Source organism: Paenibacillus ihumii, from assembly GCF_001403875.1.
Classification (GTDB): Bacteria; Bacillota; Bacilli; order Paenibacillales; family Paenibacillaceae; genus Fontibacillus; species Fontibacillus ihumii.
In genome coordinates, this window is the sequence record NZ_LN884299.1 from 3490052 (window position 1) to 3508693 (window position 18642).

Sequence of the window (18642 nt, forward strand, 5' to 3'; positions counted from 1 at the left end):
CATGCAATTAGCTGACGGCAGGGTTACTTGCAGACCCGCTATGAGCTGTATCGGGGTTCGTTAATTTATTCGTGATTTTGGCTCCGCTTTTCACTTCATTCAGCCAATCTCCGAACAGCTCCGAAATCTGCTGTGATACCAGGCCTTTTCGAATCTCATCCTTGCTATCTTCGAGCGTGGCCTCTTTAGCTTCCTTGCGGTCGGTTAACTTAATGACCTTATAACCATCATTCGTCTTCACCGCACCGCTGATTTCATCCTTCTGCAGCTTGAAAGCGGCCTCCTCAACCGCCGGCTCTACCTGTCCCCGTTCGAAGAATCCGGTGTCGCCCCCAGAACCCTTCGTAAACGTATCCAGCGATTTGTCCTTGGCCAGCTCCGCAAAATCCTTGCCATCCTTCAACTGCTGAATGATGTCGTTAGCCTCAGCTTCCGTCTCTACCAGGATCACCGAAGTCCGGACCTGCTCCGGCGTATCGAAGGATTCCTTGTACATTTCGAAAGTTTCCTTGATTTCTTCGTCCGTCACATTCGTTTTATCCTCAAGCAGCTTGGTAATCATGACGTTCAGCTCGGCTTCCTGCTTCAAATCGTCCAGCGTCATGCCATACTGCTGAAGCATCTGCTCCAGCACTTCCAGGCTGCCAAAGGATTTGGTGTAATTATCAATTTCTGCGTTGATATCCTCTTCAGTCACTACGATTTTCTTCTTCTTGGCCTCCTGCGTTATCAGCGCCTTCGTAATCATCGCTTCCAGCGCTTGCTTCGCTTGCTCGCCGCCGCTGGCCTTCACGAGCTCGTCATAGAGCTCATCCTGCGTTATTTTCGTTCCATTAACCGTTGCTACGACATCCTTCTTGCTTCCAATCAGGGGATATACCAATGCAATTACAAGTCCTACGGCTAAAATTAAAGAAATAATCGGCCAAGCATTGGAGGATTTGGAAGCAGCGGGTGTCATTCCATCTCCTGCAGCGGCTTGTCCGTTCCAGGCATACGGCGGTGCAACTATTTCCTTCCTACCGCTGGTCTCAGCAGCTTCTGCTTCCGGCGGCCTGTTTGATTCAGCCTCAGCGTGGGGCGCAGCATCTTCAGCATCTGCCTCCGGCGCGGTCCCGCCGCCTGCAGTTTCCTTCGCTTGGGCATCAGCTTCCACCGCCGGTTCAACTTGCGCATCTGCATCTGCTTCGGCATCAGCTTCTCCATCGGCTTCTGCATCTACTTTTGCTTCTGCACCTGCTTCTGCACCTGCTTCTGCATCAGCTTCCGTATCTGCTTTTTCACCAGCCCCTGCGGCCCCTAAGGCAGCTTCGTCAACAACTTCGGCACCATCCTCATTTTCCAGTCTGCTTGCTGTCTCTATGGATGTCTCCTCGGTTGTATCTACGGAAGTACCTTCAACTGCTCCTGTTTCCTCAGAAGCTTTCTCTTGCCCTGACCCTTCCTCCAATGATTCTTGTTCCTTCTTATCTTTATCTTCCATATTAAGCATTAACTCCCTTCATCTCACCTTAACGGTACGAGCTCTATAAATTAAGCTCTCTTAAAAGAGAGTAACAGAATTCACGGAATCAAACATTAAATTCTTATAAAATTAAACAGACTTTTATTAAAATCTGCTTAATTCACATCTTCAGCAGCACTGGCGGTTAGAATAAACGTATGATGCTGCGATCATTCGTGTTGGCTGCCAAAACGTAGTAAAATATATATAGGAGTACCAATAACGTCCGGGAGGATATGATCAACGATGAACTATGAATCCTATTTTCAAACACACAGAGAACAGCATTTAGATGAATTAAAGCAGCTATTGACGATACCAAGCATTTCTGCCCTATCTGAACATAAACCTGATATCGCCAAGGCTGCGGAATGGATTGCCAGCGCTTTAACGAATGCAGGCCTGGAGAATGTAGAAATTATTCCGACCAAAGGGCATCCGATTATTTACGCGGACCATCTGCATGCTCCAGGCCAACCAACCGTGCTCGTCTACGGACACTATGACGTTCAGCCGGTGGATCCGCTGCACTTGTGGGAGACGCCCCCGTTCGAGCCGACGATCCGGGACGGCAAACTGTATGCACGCGGAGCTACTGACGATAAAGGGCAGCTGTTTCTTCACATCAAAGCTGTGGAGGCTATTTTAAAGGAAGAGAAGCAGCTTCCCGTCAACATCAAGTTCTGCATTGAGGGCGAGGAGGAGATCGCCAGTCCCAACCTTCCGCCTTATCTGGATGAACATAGGGAGAAGCTGGCGGCCGATGTCGTGCTCATCTCCGATACGGCTCTGCTGGAGCCAGGCAAGCCGGCCATCTGCATCGGCTTACGTGGACTGTGCTCTCTAGAGGTTGCCGTGCAGACCGCTAATACGGATCTTCACTCGGGAACCTTTGGCGGCGGCGTGCCTAATGCGCTTCACGCTATCGTCTCCTTACTTGCGTCGCTTCATGACGATAAGGGAAGAGTGGCGGTAAATGGATTCTATGAGGGCGTGCCCGAGCTGACGCCTGCGATGCGCGAGGAATTCGCCAAGCAGCAATTCAATGAGGAGAAATTAAAAGCCGATTTAGGCCTTGACACTCTTTATGGAGAGGAAGGCTATAATTTTGTGGAGCGGACTGGCGCCCGTCCGACGCTGGAGCTGAACGGGGTCTACGGCGGATTTCAAGGGGAAGGATCCAAGACCGTAATTCCGAAAGAGGCTCATGCCAAAATCACATGCCGATTGGTCGGCCATCAGGACCCGCAGGATATTTTGGATAAAATCGAAGCTCACTTAAAACAGCATATCCAGCCTGGCGCCAAGCTGAGCATCGTCCAAATAGAGAAGGCCCGCGCGTTCACCATCGATCCTTCGAATCCAATGCTGCAAAAAGCGGCGGACGCTTACGAACGCGTATATGGGACACGCGCCCTGTTCACCAACGACGGCGGCTCCATCCCGATTGTCGAGACCCTGTCCCGCGTGCTGAATGCACCTGCCGTCATGATGGGCTTTGGACTTCCGGACGAGAACCTGCATGCCCCGAACGAGCATTTTAATCTGGAGAATTTCGATAAAGGGCTGTTAACGATCGTAGATTATCTGAAATCTCTCTAGTACGTGTGATAATCAACCTTTCCAGCCCCCTCCGTACGGAGGGGGTTGGATGATTTTATTGGTGTATCTGGATGGTTTATTGGCGTATCTGGATGATTTTACGGCTATATTTTTATTGCTATATAGGATGAACTAGAAAGTTCAACCTATAGTAAATGGATTTATAGTAGTTAGTTTCTGCAGCAAGGAAGGAAAGAAAAAATTAAATGGATTTCGCATCGTTAAAAGTAAAGGAATTGCCAACCATGGCTGGATTCTTGATTTTAGGTGCGTAAAACCCAACTAATCCCCTGAACCATTCACTTAGAGTTCGATTAGATACAGGAATTCCATTTAGTTAGTGATGACAGCTTAAATGCCTAGCTTGAGATACCTAAACTTGATATACCTATGCTTGATATACCTAAACTTGATATACCTATGCTTGATAAAGTCAGGCAACGTCTGGGTATAGCATTTGATTGCAAACTTTGTGTTCAGCCTTTGCTTACGGCCTTTAAATACAGCCTTTGCGTTTAGCTTTTGCGTTTAGCTTTTGTGTACAACCTTTGGGCACAGCCTTTGTTATGTTCAATCGTGCTATTTTTGTATGTCATTTGTAATTTTGTAGCAATATTTCCTTTTCATAGATTTCAAAACTATATTGTGAATCGTCACTTTCGTTAAGCATGTGTTGACGCCGTATTTCAAAAGTAATCAGCGATTGTCGCTTATGACTTTGACGTAAAAACCACCATTTTAGCGAATTTTCGGACATTTATCACTAAATATCCCGAAACAAAAAATGCCCATCTTGCCGGGAATAGACATCGTAGGGCTAAGTTCGATATTTTATACAAACAGACATGCAATTTAACGCACTAAGGCAATAAAATTTCGTCTACAATAATAATGTAACATTCATATCGAGTATAGATGAAGGAGGACTGATTATGCTCCTAGAAGAGGAAGTTCCCAATTTATTGAGGGCAGGCTTGCTTATCGTAATGCTCCCTGTACTTGGAATTTTAATTAGCTTCTGTGTTAAAAACAAAAGACAGGGGTACGGTTGGATTCTTAGTCAGTTTGTACTATTCACATTGTGTGCATTATATTTTACGAGAATACTCGAAACAAGAGCATTAACTAGCTCTGTATATAATTCTTTGGCATTTACGATGATAGGGATTGTCTGGGCCATAAGCATGTCCTTTTTTATTATGGGTCTTCTCAAAATAAGCAAGAGGAATAGGAGCAAATATAATTAAGTTATCTGATACATAGTTGTAAAAACTGAAGCGAGAGAGAGGAACCTGCGGTAATTAAGCGCCGATTCAAATAAGATTCCACAGTCTAATTCGCGAACCTTTTTCGATTTATTCAACGCAGTCAACCCCTATAAATAAAATTAACGCCGGAGAGAGTGCCCCGGCGTTAATCGTTCCTATCTACCGTTTTTACCGCCCTTAACACCGCGGGCAATCTTAATCATAATGTTCGTCGACATACTGTCACCCATTGAATGGATAACAGATTGAGTGCTTGCTTGGCGGGGAATGATTCGCATAGAATCCAAACTTTGTAGTTTGTCGCTTCGTTAATTCTATGCGCGCGTAAAAAACCACGCGCCATTACTGGCTTTTTATTTGCGTGATACATTACACATCACATTCGTCATATGATTTCGAAACATTTTTAACGATAAATGACATTTCCCGCTTCTTTGAACTGGCGTGATTTTTCCTCAAGGCCTTTGGCGATAGCCTCCTCTTCTTCAATTCCATGCTGCTTGGCATAATCGCGAATGTCCTGAGTAATTCGCATGCTGCAAAATTTAGGGCCGCACATGGAACAGAAGTGAGCGGTCTTTGCTCCTTCCGCGGGCAGTGTTTCATCATGATACTCCAGAGCCCTCTCTGGATCAAGCGAGAGGTTGAACTGGTCTCGCCAGCGGAATTCGAACCGGGCCTTGGATAACGCGTTATCTCTTTCTTGGGCCCCGGGATGTCCCTTCGCTAGATCGGCTGCATGCGCGGCTATTTTATAAGCGATGACTCCCTCGCGAACATCGTTTTTATTAGGGAGGCCGAGGTGTTCCTTAGGGGTCACATAACACAGCATAGCCGTCCCGAACCAACCGATCATGGCCGCTCCTATCGCTGAAGTAATATGATCGTAGCCTGGGGCAATATCCGTAGTTAACGGGCCCAGCGTATAGAAAGGAGCCTCCTGGCATATCTCCATTTGTTTGTCTACATTTTCTTTAATTAAATGCATCGGTACGTGGCCCGGCCCTTCGATCATCACCTGAACGTCATGCTTCCAGGCGATTTGGGTCAGTTCACCGAGCGTCTCGAGCTCAGCGAACTGAGCTTCGTCGTTAGCATCCGCAATCGAACCCGGCCGCAGGCCGTCGCCAAGCGAAAAGGCGATGTCATAGCTTTTCATGATTTCACAGATTTCTTCAAAATGGGTATAAAGAAAATTTTCTTGATGATGAGCCAGGCACCAGGCTGCCATGATGGACCCGCCGCGAGATACAATGCCTGTTACACGCTTAGCCGTTAACGGAATATACCGCAGGAGCACTCCGGCATGGATCGTAAAATAGTCGACGCCCTGCTCTGCTTGCTCGATCAATGTATCGCGGTAGACTTCCCAGCTCAGTGCCTCGGCCTTTCCGTCTACCTTCTCCAACGCCTGGTAGAGCGGGACTGTGCCTACAGGCACCGGTGAATTGCGAATGATCCACTCTCGCGTCGTGTGAATGTTTTTCCCCGTGGAAAGATCCATAATCGTGTCGGCTCCCCAGCGGGTCGCCCATCTCATCTTCTCCACTTCCTCCTCAATGGAGGAGGCTACGGCCGAGTTGCCGATATTTGCATTGATTTTAACCAGAAAATTACGGCCGATAATCATTGGCTCGCTTTCGGGATGATTGATATTGGATGGAATGATTGCTCTGCCTTCGGCGACTTCCCTGCGCACGAATTCCGGAGTCACGTTCTCCCGGATTGAAATGTACTCCATTTCGGGCGTAATGATTCCCTTTCTTGCGTAATGCATCTGCGTCACATTGCAGCCGGCTTTAGCTCTTAGAGGCTTACGGCGCAGGCCGGGGAAAGTCTCCGTCTGATCAGGCTGCTTTTCTGTTTTGTATCCATCATCCTCAGGCTTTATGCTCCTGCCTTCATAATCCTCCACATCCCCCCGCTCCAGAATCCAATTCTTGCGGTTCGCTGGAAGCCCTATCCTAATATCCGCCTGGTGGTTAGCGTCTGTGTAAGGACCGCTGCAGTCATATACCCGAACAGGTTCATTCTCCTCTACCGATTCTCCGCGAACAGTCGGCGCAAGTGCAATCTCTCTCATGGGCACCTGTATATCCGGCCGTGAACCTTGAAGATACACCTTGCGACTGCCCGGAAAAGCTAAGAACTCAGGGTTAACCGTGTTGTTGCTAGTTTCGCTTGCCATTTCTATTCCTCCTTAGAATGAATGGGTTCAAGCGGAGCTGATGCTGCTATGTGCAACAAAAAAAGACCGCAACGAAAGAAGCGGTCTCTGTATACACAAAGGCTCGAACATTTCCTCCGCTGGCATTACCCAGATCAGGTATTACGGTCGACAGCGCACTAGCTGTCCTCTCAGCCTGGTTAGCCCAAGCTCCCGTTTATTCAATTCACCAATATATAATATATGGAAAGTGAGGAATAATCAACCCTAAACTAGGGCTCCTCTATCGGCCACAAACAACAAAAAACCTTCTAGCCCCTCTCCGCGTAACGATAGAGGAATTTAGAAGGTTTACTGTTTCTTGACGTGCTTTGGCAAAACCGTCAGATTTTTAGTTCCCCAAGCTTGATTAGCTCGACAACCGCCTGCGCACGACCTTTTACGTTCAATTTCTGCATGACATTAGAAATATGATTTCGTACGGTCTTCTCGCTGATAAATAGTTGCCCCGCAATGTCGCGCGTCGTTTTATCCTGCACGAGGAGTTCAAAAACTTCCCGCTCACGATGTGTCAACAGAAATTTGCTGTTACGATCGCTGCTCTTCAAAATGCGTCACCCCTCCTTGCTCGGGTTTTGTGGTATAACAAGGTTTAGGGATACAGTCAACACATATTATGAAAATAAACGGGTAAGCGTGCGATACTAAGCAAAAATGGGCTGCTCCGGGCAGCCCATTCCTCATTTAAACGCCATAGCGGCATATACGGCCTTTTTCCAGCCATTGTACAGCGATTCCCGCTCTGTCTCCGGCATCATCGGTTCAAATCTTCGCTCTGCGCTCCAGATACGGCGAATCTCATCAAAATCCTGCCAATAACCGACGGCCAGCCCGGCCAGATAAGCTGCGCCCAGCGCGGTCGTTTCTTGTACAGCCGGACGTTCTACCGGAACGTTCAGGATGTCGCTTTGAAATGCCATCAGGAACGCATTCGATACCGCTCCGCCGTCCACGCGCATCGTATTCACCTTGTAGCCGCAGTCCTTCTCCATCGCCACCAGAATATCCTTCGTCTGATAAGCCAAAGATTCCAGCGTCGCCCGGACGAAATGCTCCTTGCTCGTTCCTCGGGTAAGACCGAATACTGCGCCGCGCACGTCGCTGTCCCAATATGGGCTGCCCAGGCCGACAAAAGCCGGCACGACATATACCCCTTCCGTGGATTCGACTCGTTCGGCATATCTCTCGCTATCCTTTGCCTCGCGAAACATCCGAAGACCATCTCTTAGCCATTGTATGGCTGAACCTGAGACAAAGATACTGCCTTCAAGGGCATATTCAACCTTGCCGCGAATCCCCCAAGCGATCGAGGTAATCAGTCCATGCTCCGAGTTGACTGGCCGGTCTCCCGTATTCATTAGCATAAAGCAGCCTGTGCCGTATGTTGTTTTGACCATGCCACGCTCGAAGCAGTTCTGCCCAAACAAAGCAGCCTGCTGATCACCCGCGGCTCCGGCAATCGGCACCTCATGTCCGAAAAAATGGTAGGACGCCGTACGGCCGTAAACCTCGGAGGATGGCCGGACTTCGGGAAGCATAGCTTTCGGCACATCGAGCAGCTTCAGCAGTTCATCATCCCAGCACAGATCATGGATGTTATACATCAGGGTCCGCGATGCGTTGGAATAATCAGTGACATGCACCTTGCCTCCAGTCAGCTTCCAAATGAGCCAGGAATCGATTGTACCGAAGAGAAGCTCGCCGTTTTCCGCGCGTTTCCTCGCTCCTTCAACATGATCCAATATCCATTTGACCTTCGTCCCCGAAAAATATGGATCAATCAGCAGTCCCGTTTTTCGCTGAAATAACGAATCATGACCCGCTGCCTTCAACGCCTCGCAGATGTCTGCGGTTTGGCGGGACTGCCATACCACGGCATTATAAATGTGATTTCCGGTCTCTTTTTCCCAAATAACCGCCGTTTCCCTCTGGTTCGTAATACCGATCCCGGCTACCTGCCCCGGCTTGACCCCCGACTCCGACAAGCAGGAAGCGATTACTGCAAGAACAGAACCCCAAATCTCATTGGGGTTATGCTCCACCCACCCTGGCTTTGGAAAATGCTGCGGAAATTCCCGCTGCGCCAGGTGCACGATTTGCCCTTGCTTATTAAACAGAATCGCCCGTGTGCTCGTGGTTCCCTGGTCTAAGGCAAGTATATACTGTTCCATAAACATCCTCCGCTCTTCGATCTGACTATTTCAATAACGTTAAAAATGCAGATGTATGAAATTAAAAATTCATGAAGTTAGGAATTATTAACCTTATTCTACCTCGACAGCAGATTGCGTTACAATTGAAAAAAACGCTTCTCAAACTAAAGCTGGCGCTTAAAGCAAGCAGGAGATCGAATGAGCCCGCGGCATTGCCGGCACTTCGCAAACTATAGCTGACGCTAAAGCCAGCGATTGAAATGCGCCAGCGGCATTACCGGCGCTTCACAAACTATAGTTAGCGCTAAAGCCAGAGTCTTTTTTCGCGAACTATCCATTGTCCCTAGAGCCGTTATTCCTGCAATCCTGCTGATTTGGAGAGACTAACGGATACAGGGTCCCTTATTGCGGCAATTTTGCTGGTTTTTACGGATTATCGGACACAGGAGCCCTTATTTACTCATAACAGGCGTGAATATAGCGAATTCTAGGCCAATAGCGGAACCATGGTCCGTTACTTTGACTTTGGCGTCCTTTTTATGGAAATAGCGGAACGTCGGTCCGTTACAGCATTTTCAGGCAAAAAAAAGCACCCATAGGTGCTCAACCCGCTTCCCCGTATCTTCAGCTCCAACTCTTCTGCTTCCTCAACCTAGCTCCTTCTACTTCCCTACACTTCTTCTGCTTTTGCTTCCCTACATTTCTTCTTCTCCCTACGTTTCTTCTGCTTCCCCAGCCTACACTTCTTCTGCTTCTCTACGTTTCTTCTGCTTCCCTAGCTACGCTTCATCTACTTTCCTACGATTCTTCCGAGTTTCCGCCTTTAAACCGTTCCGCCTCATCCAGCTTGATGACGATGCGTTCCAGCACTTCCCTCTCGTTCTCATCCAATCGAGCGAAGTAATATTCCAGCACTTCCCTTGATTTCTGGCGGGCTTTCTCGTACACTTCCTTGCCCTGGCTCGTAATGGATACCAATACGGCGCGGCGATCCTGATCATCATGCTTGCGCTCCACATAGCCGTTCTGAACGAGACGGTCAAGCATGACTGTAATTGCGCTGGGCTTCACAACGAGCGCCTCCGCCAAGTAGGAGACATTGCAGCTCTGCTCCCTGGCTATAAGCGACAGCATGTGGAACTGCGGCCCCGTTAACGGCAGATCCCGATGGTTCATTATTTCATTCCGCAGCTTCTTCATTACCGTAGAAAATTTTGATTGCAGCCGGTCTATATATTGATTGAGATTCGTATCCACGCTACTCCTCCTCATCGGACACTGATTCGGATTAAGCCATTGAAGCTTAAATAAATATAAGTGTATTATGGGCTCCCCAAAAAGACAAGGAGCTTCGTTTCAAAAGTGTCACATCCGTGTGGTATAACAGCTTGCATCTTAAGCTGGAATATTTTATTATGTATTAAAATAGTTTTCATCATATTTCGAATATTCGCAAAAATTATTTTCTTTCGCAGCATCCGGATTGTCCAGTATTTGGATTGACCACCTCCTGGTGGCACATCATCCGCGTTGCCCAACATCTGGCCTACCTAGCTGCCAAGCATCCAGCCTGCAATGCATTTGGCTTGCGCCGTGCTCGGGACACCAGCATCCAGCCTGCAATGCATTTGGCTCGCGCTGCACTCGGGATGCCAGCATCCAGCCTGCAATGCATTTGACTTGTGCAGCTTACTTGCCTAACGTTCGGCCTGCCTGGTCCAGCTTGTCTAGTGTCCGACTTCTGCTCAGGAAAGAAGGTGAACCTGTATTCTTACTCCTATTCTGCATGCGTTGTCTGCTCAACTTAACAGCTTGCCGCCTCAAGAAAAACGCTTGGCAGAACACATTTTAAGTGCCCCTACATCTGTTATTCATATGGGCATTACCGATCTCGCTGGGGAGTGTGGAATAAGCCCTTCCACGGTGACAAGATTTTGCAAGACATTTCATTTCAAAGGATTTCCCGACTTCAAAATGAAGCTCGCCTTTGAGCTCGCTCACAAACCGTCAGAAAGCCATTACCAGGATATTATCGCTGGCAACGATCTTCACAGGATCGTAGAGGCCATGGAGGCGAACCACCTGGCTTCGATTACGGACACAACCCGCCTGCTGGATATTACCCAGCTTCAGAAGGCCGTTGAGGTGCTTTGCCGCGCCAAGCGGATTGATCTCTACGGTGTAGCAACGTCTTCCGTCATCGCGCAGGATTTCTATCAGAAGCTGATCCGGATCGGCAAAAATTGCACCGCCTTTGCGGACTCGCACATGCAAATCACTTCTGCTTCCAGCTTGAACGAAGGGGATGCAGCGCTCGCCATCTCCTACTCCGGAGAGACCCCGGAGACGATCGATGCGCTACGATGCGCCAAGGACAGTGGCGCCGTAACCCTGTCGTTGACTCAATACGGGAGCAGCACCCTTGCATCCCTTGCGGACATCTCCTTATTCTCCTCTTCCTTGGAGGAAGGTATGCGCCGCGGCGACATGGCTTCAAGAATCGCCCAGCTCCATGTGATCGATATTCTTTTCACAGGAATGGTAAGTCTCGAATTTACAGAATATACACCCAAGCTCAAGAATTCTTATCAGAACGTCCAAATTTATCGCAAGACTACAGGAGGCTAATAAAATGTTCAATATCATTAAAGTAAGCAATGAACAGCAATTCAATGAGACTGGAGCAGGAATCATCGCAAGCCTGCTGCAAACGAACCCGCGCGCCAACCTCGGTCTGGCTACCGGCGGTACTCCTGTTGGAGTGTATCAGCATCTGATTGAGCTGTACAAGAAAGGACTGGTCAGCTTCAAGGAAGCTCGCAGCTACAACCTGGACGAGTACATCGGACTGCCGGAGGACCATTCTGAAAGCTATCGGAGATTCATGAATGAGAAGCTCTTTAATCATGTAGACATTGATATGAACAACACGCATGTGCCAGCAGGCGTATCCGGCGACGGACATAAAGCCGCAGAAGAATATAACGCGCTGCTGGAGCAAGCAGGCCAAATCGACTTGCAGCTTCTCGGCCTCGGCCATAACGGGCATATCGGCTTTAACGAGCCAGCTGAAGAATTGAAGGCAACGACGCATGTCGTGGAGCTGGACGAAGTAACTCGTAAAGCTAATGCGCGCTATTTCAATTCCATCGACGAGGTGCCGACTCATGCGATTACAATGGGCATTGGCTCCATTATGAAGGCTAAGCAGATTTTGCTGATGGCCAAAGGCGCAGACAAGGCTGAAATCATCGCAAAAGCTTTGAAAGGCCCTGTAACTACGCAATGCCCGGCTTCCCTTCTTCAGCTTCATCCGAATGTCGTCGTTATCGTCGACCAAGATGCTGGGAGGCTGTTATAATCATGGCTGACTCGAACCGGAGTTTTCAAATTACCCACGCAGAAGTCGTTACGCCAAGAGGCATCATTCATGACGGAGCGGTGGTCGTTGAGGAAGGCCTTATTGCATACGTAGGCTCGACATCAGGAATGCCTTCAGAATCTCCGGCTTCATCCACCACGATTGATGCCGGCGGAAGCTATGTGCTGCCCGGATTTATCGATGTTCATGTTCACGGCGGCATGCTTGAGGACTTCTCCAGTCCCAGCAAGAAGGCCTTTGACGAGATCACGAAGCTTCATTGCAGTCAAGGTACAACATCCATGCTGGCTACCACGATGACCATGCCTAAAGCCGTGATCGAGGAAGTCCTTGAAGAAGTCCAAGCTTATATGTCGGACGATATGCCCTACGCTCAATTGGCAGGCGTTCATCTCGAAGGGCCTTTTATTAGCCCCAAATGGCCCGGTGCCCAAAATCCGGCCCACATCGTGCCTCCTAACCGTTCCTGGGTAGAAGCCTGGAACAAGAAATATCCCGGCTTGATCAAGCAGGTCACCTTTGCACCGGAAAGAGAAGGCGCTCTGGAACTGATCCGCTACCTTCGCAAGGAGGGAATCGTCGCGTCCGCAGGGCACACGGATGCTTCTTACGAGGAGATTATGACCGCCGTCGAAGTTGGGCTGCATCATGCCGTCCACACCTTCAACGCGATGACTCCGCTTCATCACCGCAAGCCAGGTACGGCCGGTGCTGTACTCAGCACCCCGGCGATTAGTGCCGAGATTATCGCGGACGGCATTCATGTCCATCATGCGGCTATCCGTTTGCTCGCACAGGTGAAGAATGACGGCAACCTGATCTTGATCACAGACGCCATGTCAGCAGCAGGCCTGGGAGACGGCGAGTATATGCTCGGAGACCTTCCCGTCATCGTGAAGGATAATGTCTGTACCCTCAAGGATAGCGACAACACCCTTGCAGGCAGCACTTTAACGATGATTCGCGGCTTTCGCCATCTTGTTCGCGAAGTCGGACTCTCGGTGGAAAGAGCCTCGCAGGCAGCCAGCCTGAACCCGGCAAGGCTGATTCGGATCGATCATTTGACCGGCTCCGTTGAGACGGGAAAACAAGCGGATCTACTGCTAATTGACCAGGAGCTCAACCTGCAAACCACTTGGGTCAAAGGCCGTAAATTCCAAGCTTAGCCGATATCCAAAAAGCAGCAGCCATTGGATTGAATTGAACATCAATTCATCCTTTGAGCTGCTGCTTTTTTTACAATACCGGCCTTATCGCGTTACTCCGCCAGTGAATCCTGTACCGCTGCCGGTTCCAGTACCTGTAGTGCCAGACATTCCCGTCCCCGTTCCGGTTGTTCCGACACCGCCACCTGTGTTTCTATATCCGTTCGGCCCGGTCATCGTACCGGCACGCCCTGGAAAGATCCGGTTTACAAGGGTTTCAAAGTCGCGTACATATCCTTGAAGGGTAGCACCGGTACGCGATTGGGTAGCGTAATTGCCGACGTGAGTCACAAACTCCTGATCTCCGGAGACATGGACATTGCGGATATGAGGAGCCGTTTTCTTTATGGTCTTGGAGATTTTATCTTTAACGCTCTGTGGAACATTATCCCCTACAGCCGCACCGTTCCCAGTACCAAGTCCTCGAGCAGTACCATTGCCTGTTCCGTCTATGGTCGTCGTACCTCTGTTGCGAGTGCTCTTCATGCCAAGCATTCCATCGGCCCCGCCATTCATTCCGGTTACTCCTCTGTTGCGTCGAGTAGTTGTATCAAACAGACTGCCGGCTACCCCGGATCTGCCCATAAGGCCTCTGCCGAGCCCATCATCTGCTCGTGTTCCGGCGTTGGCACCTGTTCCCGTGCCGGTTGTTCCTAAACCGGTCACCCCATCGCCTGCTCTTGTACCAGTACCGGTCGTTCCGTAACCTGTACCCACGCCATTTCCATAACCTGTCTGATATCCTGTGGTCCCGTAATTGACTGTCCCCGGAGTTCTGGCGTTCAGGCCGTTAGTTGTCCCCAAACCGGCTGCTCCGTAATTCGCAGCCGTTCCACGGCCGTTCTGGTTACCGTGAAGCGTCACGGCAACATAGGCATCACGATCCGTAACCACGACGTGAGCGGACTGGACTTCACGAAGCTGGGATACTTTGTTCGTCAACGCCGGGCTGTACTTCAAAGAATTAATGCGCTCGCTCTGGCCGTTGCCAAGGCTTCTCGTGAAATTCCGGTCACCATCACGCAGCGAATTTACGTCGTAATTTCGCTGATTATTGTTCCGCAAGCTTTGAGTACGGATATTGTTGTTATCCGTTCTAGTCCCGCAGCCCGTAACTCCGACCAAACCGGCAATGAGCGTTGCTGACAGTGATAAGCTAACAACTTTGGCAATTCGCATGTAGTCATCCCCCGTCATTAAAGTAATGTATGATAAACATCTGTTAGGATGCTCGCGGAGCAGTTTTCGCATACAGGTAAACATATCCGTGCATCAAGCGTACAATAGGATATACCATTGCCTGAGGTGAGGCTTCCATGAAAATACTGTTTACCTTTCACGTTCCCAGCGGCGGCGTGGAAACCCTGAATCGGCTCCGCTGCCGGGCGCTGCGGGAAATCGGCATCGAAGGTCATCTCCTCTATCTTCAAGCCGGCTCCGGACTGCAGAATATTTCCGACATCCCTGTATATATTTCCCCTACCGATTATGAATTGTATACCTTGATTACAACGCATCGGTATGATGCCATCGTGGCAACCTCGGATTATTCCATGCCGCAGCGGCTGCGAAGTATCGGCTATGAAGGCCCTGTTGTATACGAAGTCCAGGGGCTTGGAACCCGGGAACAGGCTGAACAGATGCTCAGAAAAGCCGAGCCCATTGTCCAGGAATGCTGTCAAGGCATTCTCATGCCTCCAACTCAGCATCTTCTCGAGCTTGTTACGGCGATATGCCCCGCTCTCCCTCGCTATGTAATCCCCAATTTGCTGGACACTGTAACGTTCTCGCATCGGATCACAGAAATTCCGGCAAGACCGGTGATCGCCTGGATCGGCCGGCTTGAGGTTAATAAAAACTGGGAAATGTTCCTACAAATCGCCCATTCCCTGGTATTGAACAAGCCCCAGCTCCTATTTTGGATTTTTCTTGACGATCGGCTGAGCACGGATGAGGTGCGCAATTCATTTTGGCAGATTGTGAACTCACGGGGTCTTTTTGATCATATACATCTTTTCCCCAATGCCCCGCACTCGGAAATGCCGAAGTATTTATCCGCTGTCGGAGATTCCGGAGGGCTTCTGCTTTCGACCTCTTATCTTGAAGGCTTCGGCTATGCCGTCGCCGAGGCCATTGCCTGCCGCTGTCCCGTGCTTAGTACAGACTCCGATGGAGTGCGATCCTTTATTCGCCATAATGAGACAGGCAAATTCTTTGCCATGGGAGACATTTCAGGAGCTGTCAAGGAAGCTCTTGAACTTATGGATAATCATGACCTGCGGAATAAGATACGCTCCCAGGGCCAGGAATATATCTCTGGCCTAATGTCCCCCCAGCAATATGCGGCTAACTTTCAGCAAATGCTCTTTAATCTCAAGGGCTCTGGCTAAGTTGTATAGAGGAAGCAAAAAGGTTGCCCCTCCGTCATCCAAGGATAACGATAAGGGCAACCTTCTCCATTATGAGGAATGTTCCTCGCACAGCATTCCAAGCGCTAGTTGGAGCTTGCGGCGATTCTCCAGCAAACCGCGGTCCTGCGGAAGATATTCGAGAGCCTTTTCATTATGCTGGTACGCGATATTCAGGTCTCCCTGATGAGCATAGCAAATGCATAACCGGCTGTGAGGGATCCAGGTGCGGAGGCTGCGGTTCTCCATAATGGCTAAGGAAGATGCGGCATGCAGTGCCTGTGAATACCAGTAAATCGCCGCGGGCCATTGCCTTCTTTCCTCGAAACAGCTCCCGATTGCGCAGCAGACCTCGCTTTGCGGCAGATCATACTGGAAGGATTGCAGCAATGCTTGCAGCTTTTTCTCCTTCAAGCCAAGCTCCTCGTAACAATCCGCCAACTTAATACAAGCCAGAATACAATCGTCGATATAACGCCCTGGCTGCTTCATGAACAGCTCCAGCTGAACCACGGCCTCCTCGTAACGCTTCAGATCGGCCAGCTCGCTTCCGTAATGAAGCAGGAGCCTTCCCTCCAGTTTACGGCCGGATGCCATCCACTTCTCGATGATCTGCAGATTACGCTCTGTATGGACGCCCTGACGCCGATGAGTAATAGCCACATCAGAATAAGACAGTTTTGCACCATGCACCTCTATATCTTCATGGACGATTCCCTTCCACTTTAGGCCCTTGTCCCTGCGGACAAGTCTGTGCCTCCGGGCTGAAACAAGCGGATTTCCATCATTGTCAAACGCCAGATGGTAATCCATGATGATGACTTCATGCAGGGGGCTAAGTGTCTGCTTCAACTGCCGCAATTTATCCCGGTCCGGCGGCATAAGATGGTCATCGGCATCCAGCCACATAATGAACTCCTTCGTAGCCTGCTCAAAGGAGTAATTTCTGGCGGCTGCAAAATCATCGATCCAGGGGAAATCGTAGATCTTCTTCGTGTATCGTGCGGCAATTTCCTTGGTTCGATCCGTGGAGCCCGTATCGACGATAATAATTTCATCGACGATGTCGCATACTGAGTTCAGACATTCCTGCAGATGCTTCTCTTCATCCTTTACGATCATGCATAGGCTTATAGATATCAGGAAATGAAGCCTCCTTCCCGAAGCAAATCAACAATATCCTGGTTGGAGATCAGACTGTCATTGGAGTGGTATTCGGTAAAATTGACCCGCTGAAGATAACTGTACTGCTTGATTAAATCTGCTGAAGGATTGGATGGAAGAATGACGAAGTATTGTTCATTGTATTTGTAAGTGTAGGGCGACTCATACCGGGAAACCAGGACCTCATGCAGCTTCTCGCCTGGTCTCATCCCGATCTCCTTTAAAGGCGTGATATGCCCCAAAAAATGCTCCGCCAATGCGTCGGCGATATCGGTAATCCGGCACGCTTTCATCTTCATGACGAACATCTCACCGCCGATCGCCGTTCTCGCCGCCTTAAGCAGCAGCTCAATCGCTTCCTCCAGCGTCAGGAAGAAACGGGTCATTTGGCTGTCGGTAATCGTCAGTTCGCCCCCCGATTTCAGCTGCTCGATGAATAAGGGCACCACGCTGCCGTTGGTTCCCAATACATTGCCCCCGCGTATGCAGGTAAAACGGGTATCCTTACTCAAATAATTCGCATGAATCATCAGCTTTTCCCCGATCGCTTTTGTCATGCCATACGTATTGATCGGATCTACTGCCTTATCAGTCGAGACATCAATGACTTTGAGCACCTTCTGAGCTATGCTGGCCCGGATGATATTCTCGGTGCCGAGAACGTTCGTCTTCAGAGCCTCCGTCGGCTGATGCTCGCATACAGGAACATGCTTCAAGGCGGCCAAATGGAATACATAATCCGCACCCTTGCATCCGGCTTCTACAGCATCGTAATCTCGAACGTCGCCGATGACAAACTTTAGCCTGTGATCATATCCGAATTCACGCTGCATCAGAACCTGAGCATATTCGTTGCGGGAAAAAATGCGTACTTCTCTCGGATTTTCCCGGAGCAGCGTTCGGGTCAATGTTCTCCCCCATGATCCGGTGCCCCCCGTAACAAGAATAGTCTTATCCTTAAACATTACAGCACCCTCCTTTCTTTCCGTGCCACCGGATGCCACTCCGCATTATTTAGGCGGCCGGGCCATAAAATTCCGCAACACGCCTTTGATTTCATCTGCCCGCATCCGATTCTCTTCCGGAACGACTTTCGGCGACGTATTGGTCGAGTGGACAACATTGACCCAATTTCGCCCGTCCAGCTTTTCATGAGGAAATTTAATGACATGACCATGATCTCGTACGGTATACCGTTCCCCCTTCAGAAAATTCTTAGCCTGATAAATCAGCACATAAAATTGGGGAGAAGCATAAAACCTCGGTGCCATTATATTGCGATCCCGATCCCAGTAATATCCGTTCTGATTGAGCAAAGCCCAAGTTTCAGGCTTATGGCGATATTTATGCAACTTTTGAAAATAGTCCCGGTGCAGCAAATCATCCGAATCCGTTCGGGCAATATACAGCTCATCTGCCCCTTGGATATATTCAGCTATCGCTTGGTCGTACTGCTCCACCGGAACAAAACGGATATGATCCGGCAGCTTGATGCCCAGATCGCTTAATACTTCATAAATGACGTCATGCGATCGCGGATCATATTTAAGCAGCGTCAAGAAATTCTGATTGCTCTGATGAATCAGACTGTTCAGCGTCAGATCCCGGAACAGCTTGATGCGATGCTCTACCCATGGCCGAGTTAACCGGTCCCGGCACATGCCCATGTTGTTAAATCTGATATCTATCACCAACCGCCTTGTCAAGAATATCCCTCCTGTTCTGGATT

Annotated in this window: 14 protein-coding genes and 1 riboswitch; of the genes, 5 read left to right on the forward strand and 9 right to left on the reverse strand. The window is 49.4% G+C overall.

The window, feature by feature from the left end:
- Positions 1–7: 7 nt before the first annotated feature.
- On the reverse strand, positions 8–1483 hold the full coding sequence (locus BN2762_RS27895) for a peptidyl-prolyl cis-trans isomerase (protein ID WP_230202574.1): 1476 nt from the start codon (positions 1481–1483) through the stop codon (positions 8–10).
- 267 nt (positions 1484–1750) lie between these two features.
- Between BN2762_RS27895 and BN2762_RS22955 the strand changes: the two genes are divergently transcribed.
- Positions 1751–3106: a dipeptidase gene (locus tag BN2762_RS22955; protein ID WP_055109151.1), complete on the forward strand. Its 1356-nt coding sequence runs from the start codon at positions 1751–1753 to the stop codon at positions 3104–3106.
- A gap of 1674 nt (positions 3107–4780) precedes the next feature.
- Here the strand turns inward: BN2762_RS22955 and thiC are convergent.
- From thiC to BN2762_RS22980, 4 genes are all read right to left on the reverse strand, one after another.
- On the reverse strand, positions 4781–6562 hold the full coding sequence (gene thiC / locus BN2762_RS22965) for a phosphomethylpyrimidine synthase ThiC (protein ID WP_055109153.1): 1782 nt from the start codon (positions 6560–6562) through the stop codon (positions 4781–4783).
- A 94-nt stretch (positions 6563–6656) separates the two neighbouring features.
- Positions 6657–6768, reverse strand: a riboswitch (TPP riboswitch).
- A gap of 156 nt (positions 6769–6924) precedes the next feature.
- A complete protein-coding gene (locus BN2762_RS22970; RefSeq protein WP_009225122.1) occupies positions 6925–7149 on the reverse strand; it encodes a helix-turn-helix domain-containing protein in 225 nt (74 codons plus the stop codon).
- A 132-nt stretch (positions 7150–7281) separates the two neighbouring features.
- On the reverse strand, positions 7282–8772 hold the full coding sequence (gene glpK / locus BN2762_RS22975) for a glycerol kinase GlpK (RefSeq protein ID WP_055109154.1): 1491 nt from the start codon (positions 8770–8772) through the stop codon (positions 7282–7284).
- A gap of 780 nt (positions 8773–9552) precedes the next feature.
- Positions 9553–10011, reverse strand: coding sequence for a MarR family winged helix-turn-helix transcriptional regulator (locus BN2762_RS22980; protein WP_083485097.1), 459 nt, complete (start codon positions 10009–10011; stop codon positions 9553–9555).
- 510 nt (positions 10012–10521) lie between these two features.
- Between BN2762_RS22980 and BN2762_RS22985 the strand changes: the two genes are divergently transcribed.
- Genes BN2762_RS22985 through nagA form a run of 3 tightly spaced genes read left to right on the forward strand, consistent with a single transcriptional unit; the run spans position 10522 to position 13302 of the window.
- Positions 10522–11382, forward strand: coding sequence for a MurR/RpiR family transcriptional regulator (locus BN2762_RS22985; protein ID WP_055109156.1), 861 nt, complete (start codon positions 10522–10524; stop codon positions 11380–11382).
- Between the two features lie 4 nt (positions 11383–11386).
- Positions 11387–12115 (forward strand): glucosamine-6-phosphate deaminase, encoded by a 729-nt coding sequence (gene nagB / locus BN2762_RS22990; RefSeq protein WP_055109157.1) that lies wholly within the window; start codon positions 11387–11389, stop codon positions 12113–12115.
- A 2-nt stretch (positions 12116–12117) separates the two neighbouring features.
- Positions 12118–13302: an N-acetylglucosamine-6-phosphate deacetylase gene (gene nagA / locus BN2762_RS22995; RefSeq protein WP_083485099.1), complete on the forward strand. Its 1185-nt coding sequence runs from the start codon at positions 12118–12120 to the stop codon at positions 13300–13302.
- Between the two features lie 84 nt (positions 13303–13386).
- Here nagA and BN2762_RS23000 read toward each other — a convergent pair whose 3' ends face one another.
- Positions 13387–14520, reverse strand: coding sequence for a YhcN/YlaJ family sporulation lipoprotein (locus BN2762_RS23000; protein ID WP_055109158.1), 1134 nt, complete (start codon positions 14518–14520; stop codon positions 13387–13389).
- A gap of 137 nt (positions 14521–14657) precedes the next feature.
- Here BN2762_RS23000 and BN2762_RS23005 point away from each other — a divergent pair, with 137 nt between their 5' ends.
- On the forward strand, positions 14658–15731 hold the full coding sequence (locus tag BN2762_RS23005; protein WP_055109159.1) for a glycosyltransferase family 4 protein: 1074 nt from the start codon (positions 14658–14660) through the stop codon (positions 15729–15731).
- Positions 15732–15800: 69 nt separating this feature from the next.
- On the opposite strand, the gene BN2762_RS23010 is transcribed toward BN2762_RS23005, so the two are convergent.
- Genes BN2762_RS23010 through BN2762_RS23020 form a run of 3 tightly spaced genes read right to left on the reverse strand, consistent with a single transcriptional unit; the run spans position 15801 to position 18619 of the window.
- Complete coding sequence (locus tag BN2762_RS23010) at positions 15801–16871, reverse strand: glycosyltransferase family 2 protein (protein ID WP_055109160.1); 1071 nt, start codon at positions 16869–16871, stop codon at positions 15801–15803.
- A gap of 17 nt (positions 16872–16888) precedes the next feature.
- Positions 16889–17878, reverse strand: coding sequence for a polysaccharide biosynthesis protein (locus tag BN2762_RS23015; RefSeq protein WP_055109161.1), 990 nt, complete (start codon positions 17876–17878; stop codon positions 16889–16891).
- Between the two features lie 45 nt (positions 17879–17923).
- Positions 17924–18619, reverse strand: a complete 696-nt coding sequence (locus BN2762_RS23020; protein WP_055109162.1) for a glycosyltransferase — start codon at positions 18617–18619, stop codon at positions 17924–17926.
- Positions 18620–18642 lie beyond the last annotated feature (23 nt).